The sequence below is a fragment of the Chitinophaga sp. genome (assembly GCF_039596155.1).
In the GTDB taxonomy this organism is placed as follows: Bacteria; Bacteroidota; Bacteroidia; order Chitinophagales; family Chitinophagaceae; genus Chitinophaga.
Genome location: NZ_JBCNKF010000027.1, coordinates 68,321 through 81,842 on the forward strand (window position 1 = coordinate 68,321; position 13,522 = coordinate 81,842).

General features: G+C 46.7%; 13 protein-coding genes. 8 read left to right on the plus strand and 5 right to left on the minus strand.

Annotation, left to right across the window (positions count from 1 at the left end; genetic code table 11):
• The first annotated feature begins 215 nt into the window (after window positions 1-215).
• Genes ABDW33_RS23200 through ABDW33_RS23210 form a run of 3 tightly spaced genes read left to right on the plus strand, consistent with a single transcriptional unit; the run spans window position 216 to window position 4,361 of the window.
• Complete coding sequence (locus tag ABDW33_RS23200) at window positions 216-1,976, plus strand: DNA polymerase III (protein WP_343692486.1); 1,761 nt, start codon at window positions 216-218, stop codon at window positions 1,974-1,976.
• Between the two features lies 1 nt (window position 1,977).
• Window positions 1,978-2,808 (plus strand): universal stress protein, encoded by an 831-nt coding sequence (locus tag ABDW33_RS23205; protein ID WP_343692487.1) that lies wholly within the window; start codon window positions 1,978-1,980, stop codon window positions 2,806-2,808.
• 32 nt (window positions 2,809-2,840) lie between these two features.
• Window positions 2,841-4,361, plus strand: coding sequence for an alpha-L-arabinofuranosidase C-terminal domain-containing protein (locus tag ABDW33_RS23210; RefSeq protein ID WP_343692488.1), 1,521 nt, complete (start codon window positions 2,841-2,843; stop codon window positions 4,359-4,361).
• Between the two features lie 123 nt (window positions 4,362-4,484).
• On the opposite strand, the gene ABDW33_RS23215 is transcribed toward ABDW33_RS23210, so the two are convergent.
• The gene (locus tag ABDW33_RS23215; protein ID WP_343692489.1) at window positions 4,485-4,700 is read right to left on the minus strand and encodes a YwbE family protein; all 216 of its coding nucleotides are present in this window, start codon (window positions 4,698-4,700) and stop codon (window positions 4,485-4,487) included.
• Window positions 4,701-4,771: 71 nt separating this feature from the next.
• Here ABDW33_RS23215 and ABDW33_RS23220 point away from each other — a divergent pair, with 71 nt between their 5' ends.
• Window positions 4,772-5,482, plus strand: coding sequence for a thioredoxin family protein (locus ABDW33_RS23220; RefSeq protein WP_343692490.1), 711 nt, complete (start codon window positions 4,772-4,774; stop codon window positions 5,480-5,482).
• 31 nt (window positions 5,483-5,513) lie between these two features.
• Here the strand turns inward: ABDW33_RS23220 and ABDW33_RS23225 are convergent, their stop codons facing one another.
• Window positions 5,514-5,675 carry a hypothetical protein gene (locus ABDW33_RS23225; RefSeq protein WP_343692491.1) on the minus strand — a complete coding sequence of 54 codons (162 nt, stop codon included), beginning with the start codon at window positions 5,673-5,675 and terminating at the stop codon, window positions 5,514-5,516.
• A gap of 99 nt (window positions 5,676-5,774) precedes the next feature.
• On the opposite strand from ABDW33_RS23225, the gene ABDW33_RS23230 reads away from it, so the two are divergent.
• From ABDW33_RS23230 to ABDW33_RS23245, 4 genes are all read left to right on the plus strand, one after another.
• Window positions 5,775-6,125, plus strand: coding sequence for a YciI family protein (locus ABDW33_RS23230; protein ID WP_343692492.1), 351 nt, complete (start codon window positions 5,775-5,777; stop codon window positions 6,123-6,125).
• Window positions 6,126-6,816: 691 nt separating this feature from the next.
• Window positions 6,817-8,052 carry a sigma-70 family RNA polymerase sigma factor gene (locus tag ABDW33_RS23235; RefSeq protein WP_343692493.1) on the plus strand — a complete coding sequence of 412 codons (1,236 nt, stop codon included), beginning with the start codon at window positions 6,817-6,819 and terminating at the stop codon, window positions 8,050-8,052.
• A gap of 29 nt (window positions 8,053-8,081) precedes the next feature.
• Entirely contained in the window at window positions 8,082-9,092 is a 1,011-nt protein-coding gene (locus ABDW33_RS23240) for an MBL fold metallo-hydrolase (RefSeq protein ID WP_343692494.1), read from the plus strand.
• A 345-nt stretch (window positions 9,093-9,437) separates the two neighbouring features.
• Window positions 9,438-10,280 (plus strand): glycoside hydrolase, encoded by an 843-nt coding sequence (locus tag ABDW33_RS23245; protein WP_343692495.1) that lies wholly within the window; start codon window positions 9,438-9,440, stop codon window positions 10,278-10,280.
• A gap of 30 nt (window positions 10,281-10,310) precedes the next feature.
• On the opposite strand, the gene ABDW33_RS23250 is transcribed toward ABDW33_RS23245, so the two are convergent.
• The 3 genes from ABDW33_RS23250 to cysC are packed head-to-tail and all read right to left on the minus strand — an operon-like array spanning window position 10,311 to window position 13,010.
• Complete coding sequence (locus tag ABDW33_RS23250) at window positions 10,311-11,585, minus strand: Na+/H+ antiporter (RefSeq protein ID WP_343692496.1); 1,275 nt, start codon at window positions 11,583-11,585, stop codon at window positions 10,311-10,313.
• 33 nt (window positions 11,586-11,618) lie between these two features.
• Window positions 11,619-12,449: a sulfotransferase gene (locus ABDW33_RS23255; RefSeq protein WP_343692497.1), complete on the minus strand. Its 831-nt coding sequence runs from the start codon at window positions 12,447-12,449 to the stop codon at window positions 11,619-11,621.
• A gap of 3 nt (window positions 12,450-12,452) precedes the next feature.
• On the minus strand, window positions 12,453-13,010 hold the full coding sequence (cysC, locus tag ABDW33_RS23260) for an adenylyl-sulfate kinase (protein ID WP_343692498.1): 558 nt from the start codon (window positions 13,008-13,010) through the stop codon (window positions 12,453-12,455).
• Window positions 13,011-13,522 lie beyond the last annotated feature (512 nt).

Consider the following 13,522-nt stretch of genomic DNA (forward strand, 5'->3'; position numbering starts at 1 on the left):
ATTTAAATGATAAAGGCCTTTAATTTTATTGACCGGATCAGTTCATAGCGGTGAACTGATCCGGTTATATTTGTTGAAATAGCAGGATTGTTTTTCGGCTAACCCTGTTAAAAAACTAACCTCCGTCTTCCTGACAACTATCATTTTTACCTTTGACCATAGACATTGCCGGGCGGCGTTTATATGCGAACCTTTGTGTATAAACCCTCCTTGTTATGCACACCGACGTATATCAGCCTTCGCCACCAAATAATGTCGCCATTGCGGATATCTTCCATCATATGGCAGCCTGTTACAGGTATATGGGCAAGGACCATTACGACCAGGTACAGGCCTATGAGCGTGCAGCAACCTGCCTGCGCAGACTGCCTGTTGACATTGAAGTATTCAGAACCCGTCTCCGGGAAGTGGCTGGCCTGACAGATGTGATCAGAGGTGAAATCACAGAATACCTGGAAGCCGGTGCCATACAGCATTACCAGCGCTTTAAGAGTAAAGTTCCTTTCGAACTCCTGGACCTCCTGGAAATAAAGGGCTTCGGACCTTCTACCGTAAAATTATTACATGAAACCTGCGGGATTCAAACCCGTGATCAACTCATCACTGCGCTGCAATACGGCAGGCTGGATGATGTAGGAGAGATCAGTCCTGCAAAACTCGACTTACTCAAACGTAGTTTCAAATTACATAAAAATACTGCCAACCGCCTGCTGCTGTGGGATGCAATGCTGCAGGGACATGAGATCCTGCGTGTATTACGCCTCATCAGGGGCGTTAACCATGCAGAAATTGCCGGTAGCCTGCGCCGTGGTTGTGAAACCATTGGCGACCTGGATATCGTATTGCAGGTGGACGAGCCGGAACGCGAGCAGGTAACGACACAGATCGTGCAGTTGCCACACGTAGAAAGCGTTGTGCTCTCTGGCAGGAACCGCATCTGTGTAGTACTCTACAATCATACACAACTAGACATCAGGATGGCCGGTGCTACCGCCTTCGGGGCAAGCTGGCTGTATTATACAGGTAGTCGTGAGCACCTGCTCCACCTGAGCGATCTGGCCGAACAAAAAGGATTTACACTCACACCGGAAGGTCTCTTCGATACCATGGGCAACCATGTAGCCGGTGCGACTGAAGAAGGTATCTATCAACAGCTGGATATTGCATTCATTCCTGCGGAACTGCGGGAAAGCGGCAAAGAAATACGCCGCGCTGTCCGGCATATGTTGCCCAACCTGCTCGCACATCACCAGATCAAAGGTGACCTGCGCATGCATGTAGATGAACACCTGCACGACAGCATCGCCACAACCGCACATTATGTCATGAATGCCTTTCCGCAGTATGAGTACATTGTAGCGGCTGCACACGGCGATACGCAGGACAGGAAAGGACTGGCTGCATGGATCAGCAATATTGACCGCATCAACGAACAGATTGGCTGGACTTTCCTGAAAAAAGGACTTACAGTAGAAATCTTACAGGATGGTACACCAGCACTGCCTGCTTCCCTGCTGCAACAGTTTGACTGGGTAAGCGGTGTTGTATTGAAAGATACAGACAAAGAAGTGACCCAACGCCTGCTCACAATCTGCGAGCATCCATTTGTCCATTGCATCGGTAATCCGTCCAACAGGATCATTGGCAGAAAGAAACCATCTGTTGTGAACTGGGAGCTGTTGTTCGAAAAAGCTGCGGCCACCTGCACTGCGCTGGAAATAAATGCACAGCCCTGCCGCATGGACCTGCGTGATGAATGGGTGAAAAGAGCTGTGGAGAAAAAAGTATACCTGGCCATTGGTAGTTGTGCCGCTATTATGCGACAAGTGGACTATATGCAGCTGGGAGTCACACTGGCCAGGAGAGGCTGGTGCAAATGCGAAAATATTCTGAATACCATGCATTGGGAAGCCATTGAACAATTCAAGCTGTCCCGCGAAAATGCATTATCGCTCACAAACATAAAACACGCGTGATATGAAAACGATTTTATTGGTGCTGAACGGCCCTAACTTCGCAAATACGATTGCTTTTGGCTGCTATCTGTCAGGTATTACAAGAGCCAGGCTGGTCGGTGTATTTCTGTGTGATAAGATCAGTGAAACAACATCTGCGCTGAAGGAGATGTATGGATATAGCTATGTAGAAGGTATACTGGCCGAAGACCTGCCCGATCGTACGCACGAGCGGATGGAGCAACAGATAGGCCTCTTCAAGGAAACCTGCCGCAAAAAGGGAATCAATGCAACCATGTATTCCAATCAGCGCGTTACTTTAAAAGAGGTGCTGGCAGAAAGCCGTTTCGTGGACCTGATCGTGACAGACAGTGTGTTCTCTAATGATAAGTCCAGGGAAGGATTGCCGGACAATATGCTGAAGATCCTGCTCGCCGGTGCTGAATGTCCCGTACTGATTACACCGTTCAAGCCTTCACCGATCGAGGAAATCGTGTTCTGTTATGATGGCAGTGAGGCTGCTTTCTTTGCTATGAAACAACTGGTGTACCTGCTGCCCGAGCTGGACGAAGTAAAAGCCACTGTGCTGGAGGTAAACAGCGGACAGATAATCGAAGAGAATGAACAATTGCAGGTGTCAGACTGGCTGAGCCGTCATTATAGCTACACAGAGTTTGTGATTGTGAGCGGTAAGCCTGAGGTGGAGCTGTTCTCTTACCTGGCACCGAAAAAGAATACACTGGTGGTAATGGGGGCTTATGGCAGAAGCATTTTGTCCCGTTTCTTCCAGGAGAGTAAAGCAGATAAGCTGATCAAACAACTGGCGTTCCCGTTATTTATTACGCACCACTAAGAAAATCCGGGAAGCATTATTATTTTAGTGTAATGGATAATAATGTTACAGGTTTTTCCCGCCGGGGTTTTTTAAAATCAGGCGGTGGCGTACTGGCAGGTATGATGATACCAGCGGGGGTGAAGGGGTTATTTGTGAAAGAGAAGGCCAGTATCAGCGTAGATGTAAATGATGTGAGAGGCATGGTCGCACCGGAGATCTATGGGCAGTTCATAGAGCACCTGGGTAGGGCAATTTATGGTGGTATCTTTGACGAATCAACAGGTCATTTTCGCCAGGACGTGCTCTCGGCCGTGAAGCAACTGAATACGCCCCTGATGCGCTATCCCGGTGGAACAGTGACTAAAATCTACCACTGGAAAGATGGGGTTGGCCCGGTAGATAAGCGGCCGGTGAGACGCAACCTGATCTGGGGCGGTGAGGATAGTAATCATTTCGGTACGGATGAATTTATGCAATATAGCGCTGAAATAGGCGCGGCGCCTTTCCTCACGGTGAATATGAATACCGGTACCCCGGAGGAGGCGTCAGACTGGGTGGAGTATTGTAATGCGAATGGCAACAGCTACTTCGCCACCTTACGTAAAACGAATGGACATGCAGCACCCTATCAGGTGAAATACTGGGGGCTTGGAAATGAAGAAGCCGCCAAAGAGGACGCGGGTTTGCTACAGAACCCTGGCGACTATATTAAAAGAGCATGGTACTTTGCAAAGCTCATGAAGTTGCAGGATCCGGGCATAAAGCTCGTGCTGGTGGGGGATACTGATGAGTGGAACAGGAAAGTCCTACAGGAGATGCACCCGGTGTGTGATTTTATATCCCTGCACTTGTATGCGGGCACACAGCCGGGCAAACCCGCATCATTGTTCTCTTCTATTGCTGCTATGGAAAAAAGGATCGAGGAGACGGCGAAGCTGATCCATGAACTGACGCCGGAGAAGGTGGAAAACTTTAACAAGTGGTACCGTTTTCCCTGCCGGCAGAAACCTGTGAAGATAGCACTGGATGAGTGGGGGATCTGGGAGTCAGGCGGAACCGGCGACTATGGACTGGAAGTAAAGTACAACTGGAATCATGCGCTGGGGGTAGCAACGTTCTTTAATATTTTTCACCGGCATGCCGATGTGATCGGGATGGCCACATGGGCGCAGACTGTGAATGTATTGGCACCGATCATGACGGATAAGGAGCGCCTGTATTTGCAGACAATTTATTATCCAATGCTCATGTACAGGCAGTTGTGCGGGGACAGGAGTGTGGCAGTGAAGGTGGAAGGGCCCACATTCGAAGGAAATCCGGCACTGGATGTGTCCGCGACTACAAAGGAGGGGGTGTTGACGCTGGCGGTGGTAAACAGGGATCCGAAAGAGGATATTGAGATAGCTTTGAATAAGCGTGGTGATTGGAAAGTGTATGTATTGAATGCGCCGGGAACAGCAGTGGAGAATACGTTTGGACAGGACGTGGTAGTGCATGGGGAGCGTGTATTGAAAGGAGGGAGTTATACAGCCCCGGCACACAGCATTTCCTTTTTGCGGATAAATATTTAAGCAGTTGTAATATTTGCTTGTAGAGATAACATCAGCCCTTCGATCATTTTACTTTAAGAGGATGATCGAAGGGCTGATGTTTTATTGACACAGTTCTCCGTCTTATAATTATTGGTTCTACCATCAATCCAGGTCAGGGTCAGTATCCAGCACCTGTACCCGTCCTACCTGCCCATCTTCCAGTCTCACCTTGATCCCTCTGGAATGAAAGGCTGCTGAGGTCAGCAGGTCCTTTACGATCCCATAAGTGATCTTCCCACTCCGCTGGTCTTTCTTTAAAATAATCCCTACTTCCAGCCCCGGATAAATGTCTTTTCTATATTGTCCTTCTGATTTCATAAAATAAAATTAAATCCTTTGTCCGGATTTTCCATTTTCCTGTGTCTTTAAGAAAACAAAACCCACAAAATATGGAAAATCGTATCGTATCGCATGCTGAATGGGTCGAAGCCCGCAAAGCCTTTCTGGTAAAAGAAAAGGAATATACGCGCCTGGGTGACCAGCTGGCCAGGGAACGCCAGGCCCTGCCCTGGGAAAAGGTAGAGGAAAACTATGTATTTGAAGGCCCCCATGGAAAAGTCACCCTCGCTGACCTTTTCGGGGGACGCAGTCAGCTATTGCTGCAGCATTTTATGATGGGGCCGGACTGGAAGGAAGGTTGTATCGGCTGTTCCTTTATGGCAGATCATATTCCCGGCACCCTGCCCCATCTGAATCATCATGATGTATCGTTTGTAGCAGTATCCAGGGCGCCAATTGAGCACATAGAGGCATTCAGGAAGCGGATGGGCTGGAATTTCCCATGGGTATCGTCCGGGCAGAACAATTTTAATTTTGATTACCATGTATCTTTTAAAAAACAGGAAACTGTATATTACAATTACGAGATAAGCCAGTTCGGTGGAGAGGAATTACCGGGAATCAGTGTTTTTTATAAGGATGAGCATGGGCAGATCTTCCATACATATTCATCTTATGCAAGGGGAAATGAATCGTTGTTAAGTACATATGTGATCCTGGATCTGATGCCGAAAGGGCGGAATGAAGACAACGGTTTGCAGGACTGGGTGAAGCATCACGATAAATATGAGGTGGTGAGTGAACATAAATGCTGTCACTGATGGGGTGCAGTTGCGGGCCTGCCGGGCGTGATCAGCGACTGGCAGGAGGGAAGCATACTCCGGCGGGTACTGAGCGGCGGGTGGCAGGTAAAAAGCTGGTTCCTGTCCGGATATTGTTGCCCGGCATCATCCTGTTTCTAATACCTAAATGTCCGCTGTGCCTGGCAGCATGGATCGCGCTTGGTACCGGCATAGGTATTTCATTTACAGTAGCTGCCTGGCTTCGCTGGGGGCTGATTTCAATATGTATTGTTTCCCTTTGTTATCTTATATTTAAAAGTACTGTTCAGTTATGGAAAAATTCATGCTCCTCGTCAGGGAAGACCTGAAGAAATTAAAAGAATTCACAGATAAAGACAGGGACCACGGTGTAAAGGAAATGATGGACTGGGTAGATAGTCTGGGTGATAAGTTTGTAGGCGGAGAGCCTTTATGGCCGCAGGGCAGGTATGTCACGAAAGACGAAATTGTATCAGACGGTCCGTTCATTGAGGCGAAGGAGGGCATTAGCGGGTATATTATGATCCATGCAGAGAACCTGGAGCAGGCGGCAGCGATGGCGCAGACCTGTCCTATTTTGCAACGTGGCGAGCTGGATATAGAAGTAAGGCAGGTGTTGATCTCAGACTTTCCGAACGGCTGAGTTTTCAGATCTCCTGAAAGGAATGCATGAAGCAGCTGGAGTGGGCTGTAGAACTGCGTACATGGTTGGTTGGAGACCAGGGCTGTAAAGTTGAATGACTGAGTTTTCAGATCTCCTGAAAGGAATGCATGAAGCAGCTGGAGTGGATTGTAGAACCGCGTACATGGTTGGTTGGAGATGAGGGCTGTAAAGTTGAGTGACCGAGTTTTCAGATCTCCTGAAAGGAATGCATGAAGCAGCTGGAGTGGGTTGTAGAACCGCGTACATGGTTGGTTGGAGATGAGGACTGTAAAGTTGAGTGACTGAGTTTTCAGATCTCCAGAAAGGAATGCATGAAGCAGATGGAGTGGATTTTAGCAACGCTTACATGGTTGGTTGGAGATGAGGACTGTAAAGTTGAATGGCTGAGTTTTCAGATCTCCTGAAAGGGAATGCATGAAGCAGCTGGAGTGGGTTGTAGAACTGCGTATATGGTTGGTTGGAGACCAGGGCCGTAAAGTTGAATGACTGAGTTTTCAGATCTCCTGAATGGCTGATTGGAAGAGGGATGCATAAAGCCGTTGGAGTTGACTGTTTAAATGTCTATCGTAGATGAGAGTTGTAAATTGCCGATCCGGGTTGTTAGATGCCCGGATGGCAGGACCAGCAAGGACAACTGTAAGTTGACTGACAGAATAATCTGAATCCCGGGATGACTGATCAAAACAATACAGTAAAAATGCAACAGGTGATTGACCGTTTATACAAACAACATTATGGAAAGATGGTCGCTTCCCTGTTGCGTTTTTCAAAAGAAATTGACCTCGAAACAGCAGAAGACATTGTCCAGGATGCCTTCGCAGCTGCCATGTCGCACTGGGCAACACAGCTGCCTGCTAATCCCGCAGGCTGGATCTTCAGTGTATGCAGAAATAAAGCGCTGAATAAACTCCGCGATGATAAGAAGATGCTTCGGCTACACCAGGCGCCGGAGCCTGAAGATACTGTCTCCGCTTTTTCCGCTGATTTTCCCGACGATGAACAGCTTCGTTTGCTGTTTGCCTGTGCACATCCTGATCTTGCGCCAAAGGTACAGGTGGTGATTACCTTAAAATATGTGATCAACCTCAAAGTCGCGACCATCGCCAGCTTACTGGGCATGACCATCGATGGGGCAGATAAGTTACTACTGAGAGCGAGACAAAAGATAAAGGACGAAAAGATCCTGCTCGTTACCCCGGCACCAGCAGCTATGGCAAAGCGGTTACCTATCGTGCATAAAATTATCTACCTGATATTTAATGAAGGACATACTTCCGCAGAAGGGAAAACACTCTTAAGAGAAGAACTCTGTGAAGAAGCCCTGATCCTCAATAAGGCGATTTTAGACAGCCATATGGGCAATATTGACAGCTGTGCCTTATATGCACTGATGTTGTTAAATGCCGCGCGATTTAAGGCCCGTTTTGACGACAACGGGGAGTTGCTGGATCTCGACCAGCAGGATCGTTCATTATGGAACCAGGACCTGATCCGGTTGGGTGCCTATTACTTTCAGCAATCAAAAGGTGAGCAGCTGTCTTCCTATCATTTTGAGGCATACATTGCATACCTGCACAGTACGGCACCTTCGTTTGCCGATACTGATTGGAAGACGATCGCACAGTTGTACAAACATCTTTTACCGAATCCATTTGTAGAATTAAATTACGCGATTGCATTGTATTATGCCGGCGAGCAGGACAGCGCATTTGAAAAGCTATTTGCACTGCAGCGCACACCATTTATGAACAGCTACTACCTGCTCAATGCCACACTTGGCAAACTGTTTATGCAGAAAGGTGATCATGCACAGGCCGCTGCATACTATTCTAAAACCCTTACCCAGACCAGATCTGCAGCGGAAGCAAATTATATCAGGAAGATGTTGTCAAAGTTAAATTTGTAGATATTATCTTTAGGTATATTAATTGAGTTATGGAAGCAATCATGGCAGCAGATTATGTGAACAATGCATCATTGGAAACTATTATTAAAGATGAAGACTGGAAGGGAACTCCGGTGGATACACGTGGACGTTATGTAAATTTGCAGCATCCATATTCACCTTCTTTTATGGAAGTGATCCGGTGGAAGATGAAGGAGAATCCATTCAAGGCAGAAAAGGAAAAGCTTCGCTGGAAACCGGATGTCATGACTGATGCCTCCTGGTTGAATGGAGATGATGATGTGATCGCATGGCTGGGGCACTGTACCTTCTTCATTCGCATTGGTGGTGTACGGTTGCTGACCGATCCTGTATTTGGAGATATCCTTGCAGTGAAGCGGGTGTCGCCATTCCCTGTGAATCCTATCCTGTTTAATAAGCTGGACTATATTTTGCTCTCTCATGATCATAGGGATCATTGCGATAAACCAACTTTACAACGTTTGTCCAGGAACAATCCGAAGGCAACTTATCTTTCGGGATTGGGAATGGCGCCGCTGCTGAAGGAGTTTACAGGGAGTGAAAATATACAGGAGGCAGGCTGGTATCAGCAATATCAGACAGAAGGAATCAGGATTACATATGTGCCTGCGCGTCATTGGGGCAAGCGGGGAGCTTTTGATACGAACCGACGCCTGTGGGGAGGATTTGTTATAGAATCCGCACAGCGCAGGATCTATTTTGGCGGAGATAGCGGGTATGATACACATTACCAGCAATTACAGCAGGTATTTGGTGGATTTGATTATGCATTGCTGGGAATTGGCGCATTTGAGCCGGAATGGTTTATGCATCCGGTACATCAGTCGCCGGCGCTGGCTATTAAAGCGATGGAAGAGCTGGAAGCGAAGTATGCCATACCTATGCACTTTGGGACTTTTGATCTGTCGGATGAGCCGCTGGATTTGCCGTTGAAAGTGTTTAAGCAGGTGGCGACAGAGAATGGGGTGGAAAAGAGGATCAAACCGCTGCGTATAGGAGAGGCGTTGCATCTGAAATGACGTTGGATGGATTGCCTGGCAGGTGAAGTAAATAGGGAGTTGCCCTGAAAAGTAGCGTCTACATGCTGTTAACCATATTTTAATATCATCTTTGTTTTTAGGAAAAGATCATTCATGTCTTTGCAGATACATTTACCCTGGAATTAATTTCCCCGGGTTATTACCTTTTGAATATCATAACAGGTTCCTGCCTGGATGACGGCTTACTGTCAGATATGGTTCATATATAGTTAATCCGGGTTATAATCCTGCTATGCCTGCACAGGAAAATGCCGTATCATTGAGTGGTACAGATCACAGGAACTTCGCGAGAGCATTTTTTGTTCATCCATAATCTTCCACTCTATGAAACTCTTAACTACAGTACTGCTAGCCGTCACCACACCCTTTTTATTTTCCTGTGGTAAGCAATGGCAGGAAAAAGCGCCTGCTGCAGTCAGCGCAAAATCAATTGCTGCTGCCCAGGCTGCCGAAACATGGGAAACGGTATTAGATGGCAACTCATTTGCCAGTTACACTGCTTTTGAAGCTGCATGGAATTATCTTTACCCATGGGGCTCTGATCATAACGGAACTGCACGTATGTATGGCAGCTCCACAGATCACAATCACATCTACCTGAACAATGGTGTCCTGACCATCAAGGCGACAAAGATCACCTGGGATGAAGGCACCAGTAGTTCTACCCCTCATCTGGCTATTCATTATCATTCAGGGGCGATCAACACAAAAGAACATGTGTTGGTCAACGACCAGTTTCCAAACTGGGAAGTGAAATGCGATTTTCAGGTGCCTACCGTCACTGGCTCATGGCCTGCCTTCTGGCTCACAGGTGTAAATAGCTGGCCGCCTGAAAGCGATATTATGGAGTTTAAAGGAAGTGCTGTCAACTGGCAGAATACTTTCAGAACGTCTTCGGATGTATCCAATACACTGACCACGGTTTCTTCTCCCGGTAGCTGGCACACCTACCGTGCCTGGATCACCAAAGTGAGTGATACCAATGTCGATATTCATTATTATATAGATGGTGTATGGAAAGGTGTACACAATGCCAACTTTGTAGGTAAACCGCTGTATGTGATCATTAACATGCAAATGGAAGGATCCAGTGGCACACCCGGGCCTACAGCAGATACATATCTGAATGCAAGAAATATTTATATAGGACGAACCCGGGCCTATTAATTCAGACCACCCTGTGATCTGTACTTTTGTTTATCTGATCTGTACCTTACCTCTATGCCCATCCGGTTTGATCTTCAGCCACTTTACCAGCAGCGGCAGCGTGAGCCCCTGCATCACCAATGATATAACCACCACCAGGACGGCAATAAATATGATCGTATCCCGCTGTGGAAACGGAGCTCCACTCTCCAGCCGCTCCGGTAGTGCAAGCGCGGTCGCCAGCGATACAATCCCCCTCATACCAGACCAGCCTAGTATAAGACAGGTTTTCCAATCCAGTAACGCCTTTTTATGCTTGTCTGTACCGGTTTTACGAAATGTCAGGTAATGCTTCCTGCTTTCTAAAAATATACGTACCACACGAATGGCAATCGTTACAAATACAATCAGGAAACTATATCCTATAAGCGGCAGGATCTGTACACTCTTTACATTATGGATCACATAAGGAAACTCCAATCCAATAAGTATAAATACGAGTCCGTTCAATATAAAAACAATGATATCCCAGAATGCTTTGGATTGTGCTTTGGTCGCAGCAGGAAAGTACATACTGGTAAGTCTGGCCGTAAGGATACCCAGTACCACCACTGCAATGACACCTGATACATGCAGGTCCTCAGCCAGTGAATACGTCACAAAAGGAAATAACAGTGTAAAACTGATCGCCACAATCCCATTCTGCCTGGTATGATGCAGGATGAACTGTAACAACTTGCCGGCGGCAGTTCCCAGCAATACACCGCCGGCAATGAGCACAATGAACTGCCAGCCCGCCTTATACCATACAAAAGTACTCCCGGCTACTGCCGCTACTGCAAATCGATAGGCGATCAGGCCCGAAGCGTCATTGATCAGGCTTTCACCTTCCAGTATGGTGAGTGTCTTATGATTTAGTCCCAGTCCTTTCGTGATACTTGTTGCAGCTACAGCATCTGTAGCCGATAACACGGCTCCCAGTACAAATGCCAGCGGCCAGGGCATTCCCATCAGGTAATGTGCCAGCAAAGCGATTCCGCCGGTGGTAATGAACACCACCGTGAATGCCAGTGTATTAATCGTTTTACCATTATTCCTGAACTCCTGTACCGAAATATTACAGGCAGCATCATATAACATTGGAGGAAGGAAAACAAGAAATACAATCTCCGGGCTAATTGTGATCTGTGGCATTCCGGGTACGAATCCCAATGCAATACCTGCTGTCACAAGTAATACAGGATAAGGTCTCCTGAGTTTATCCGCAAAAGCCGAGAGTGCCATCATGACACCCAGGATAAGCATGACGATGCTGTAATTTTCCATTTAATGCTAAAACCGGCAAAATAATAAATTATTTTAATACGGTGTATGTAATAATAAAGCACCCTGCAAGGTTTCCGCGTTTTCCAGCAGACTTTTATCCTTGATATATGCAGCGATATCCCATTCTTCACTCAATAAATTTCCTTTATAGACTTTGGAAAAGTCATAATAGCGGAGGTCCATTTCCCAGGTTATTGTAAGGTGGTTATAAATGGCCCGATTCGTTACAGGGAGCCTGTTCTGATCAATTACCAGGCAGGATTCTTCCGGTTGTAGCAGTAAATGTTGCAGGATGCGCTGGTTATAGGTGATCCATGCTTTCAGGTATATGTCACCGTAGTTATTTAATAGTTGCTTTTTCCGGTACGGCTGCTTGAAGTAATCCCATATCAGCCGGGCCACGCCTCCTTTCATCGCGTACCTGTGTGCTGATTGTTTAAATCGACGGCTTAACAACGAACTGACTACACTCCGGTAGTCCCGCAGTATGACTAAGTATTTTGCACCGGGTAGTATTTCCCGGTAAACGTCGAGAAACAGGCAGGTCCGTGGATCTTTCCAGCCCCATTGGTGTTGGGCGGCCTGTTTTTTTTCAACCAGTGTTTGTAAAATATTTTGCTGATCAGCAGGAATGCAGATATTATCCAGGTTCAATAATCCTTCATCATTACCAGTCAGCTTACGTAAAATACCCCGGTGTGCTTCCACAAAATCAATATCCTCGAAATGCCCGTCTGTATTGCCGATACCGGCACCCAGGAATTGTTCACCTATATGCAGGCCACACTTTTGCAGCCACTGCGTAGTCAATGAAGTCCCTGACCGGTGCATACCGGTAATTACTAAAACTTTATTCTTCATCATCGTTTATGCTGTTACTGCCTGGTAAGGATGAGTGTGGGTTTGAAAGGATTGCAGGATAAAACTAAACAGCTCATTTGTGCACGCTGCTATTGTTTTCTCATGGGTTTTTAGATGCAGATCCGGCGATATGGGTACTTCAAAGGGATCGTTCACGCCGGTCAGGTTATGTAGTTTGTCCGGATGATGATCCGGCAACAATGCCCGCTTATAAAGGCCTTTGGTATCCCGCTCCATGAGTGTGTGTACCGGGCAGTCAACAAATACTGTTTTCACATGCGCATAAGCATTAGAAAGTTCTTCACGCACGGCATGGTAAGGATTGATTGCGCTGATGATACATATAATACCATGTTCCGAAAGACGACTGGCTACAAATCCCAGCCTGCGTATGTTCTCACAACGATCAGCTTTGGAAAATCCCAGGTCTTTGCAAAGAAATGCACGGTAATTATCACCGTCAATAATTTCGACCGGTGTGCCATAGGACAAGGCTTTTCTTTTTACATTGTGGGCAATCGTAGTCTTTCCTGCGCCGGAAAGTCCGCATAGTTGAATAATCATCGCATATAATTTTACAGGTTGACAATTAGCCGCAGATAGTGGAATAACAGGTTACATGGCAGGGTGAACGTAGAAAAAAGAAGAGATAACAGTTCGCATTTGATATCCCTTTCACTGATGTGCAGGATAGGGCTAAAATAGAAAAAATCTTTATAAAACCGCGTATGTTAAGATGGAAAATGTAAAACTATCGACGAACGGGCATTAATCATGTGGTGCGGTACCGTGTCAATGACACATTTTACCTACATTTAAGACCGGTTTACCACCACCACGTGTAATTTTTGTTTCGATGCTTTGTTATGCCTGTGCTCCGCTATCCGGGAGCAAAGAAAAATACCTGAACAGCCATCATGAAATATTGAGCCGCTCGTTGGATAGTGCATTCTTTGGATGGCGACCGACAGCCGCAGGTCCTGGGTTGAATAGCCCTTTAGAGCTGCTGCGATATGCAATTGCAGCATGACAGCTTCTTCAGCCTGAACGCCTGTTTACCGGCTCTTGTTTTATCT

Coding starts and splice junctions, on each gene's coding strand:
- ABDW33_RS23200 (WP_343692486.1), top strand. CDS start 216: ATGCACACCGACGTATATCAGCCTTCGCCACCAAATAATGTCGCCATT.
- ABDW33_RS23205 (WP_343692487.1), top strand. CDS start 1,978: ATGAAAACGATTTTATTGGTGCTGAACGGCCCTAACTTCGCAAATACG.
- ABDW33_RS23210 (WP_343692488.1), top strand. CDS start 2,841: ATGGATAATAATGTTACAGGTTTTTCCCGCCGGGGTTTTTTAAAATCA.
- ABDW33_RS23215 (WP_343692489.1), bottom strand. CDS start 4,700: ATGAAATCAGAAGGACAATATAGAAAAGACATTTATCCGGGGCTGGAA.
- ABDW33_RS23220 (WP_343692490.1), top strand. CDS start 4,772: ATGGAAAATCGTATCGTATCGCATGCTGAATGGGTCGAAGCCCGCAAA.
- ABDW33_RS23225 (WP_343692491.1), bottom strand. CDS start 5,675: ATGCCGGTACCAAGCGCGATCCATGCTGCCAGGCACAGCGGACATTTA.
- ABDW33_RS23230 (WP_343692492.1), top strand. CDS start 5,775: ATGGAAAAATTCATGCTCCTCGTCAGGGAAGACCTGAAGAAATTAAAA.
- ABDW33_RS23235 (WP_343692493.1), top strand. CDS start 6,817: ATGACTGATCAAAACAATACAGTAAAAATGCAACAGGTGATTGACCGT.
- ABDW33_RS23240 (WP_343692494.1), top strand. CDS start 8,082: ATGGAAGCAATCATGGCAGCAGATTATGTGAACAATGCATCATTGGAA.
- ABDW33_RS23245 (WP_343692495.1), top strand. CDS start 9,438: ATGAAACTCTTAACTACAGTACTGCTAGCCGTCACCACACCCTTTTTA.
- ABDW33_RS23250 (WP_343692496.1), bottom strand. CDS start 11,585: ATGGAAAATTACAGCATCGTCATGCTTATCCTGGGTGTCATGATGGCA.
- ABDW33_RS23255 (WP_343692497.1), bottom strand. CDS start 12,449: ATGATGAAGAATAAAGTTTTAGTAATTACCGGTATGCACCGGTCAGGG.
- cysC (WP_343692498.1), bottom strand. CDS start 13,010: ATGATTATTCAACTATGCGGACTTTCCGGCGCAGGAAAGACTACGATT.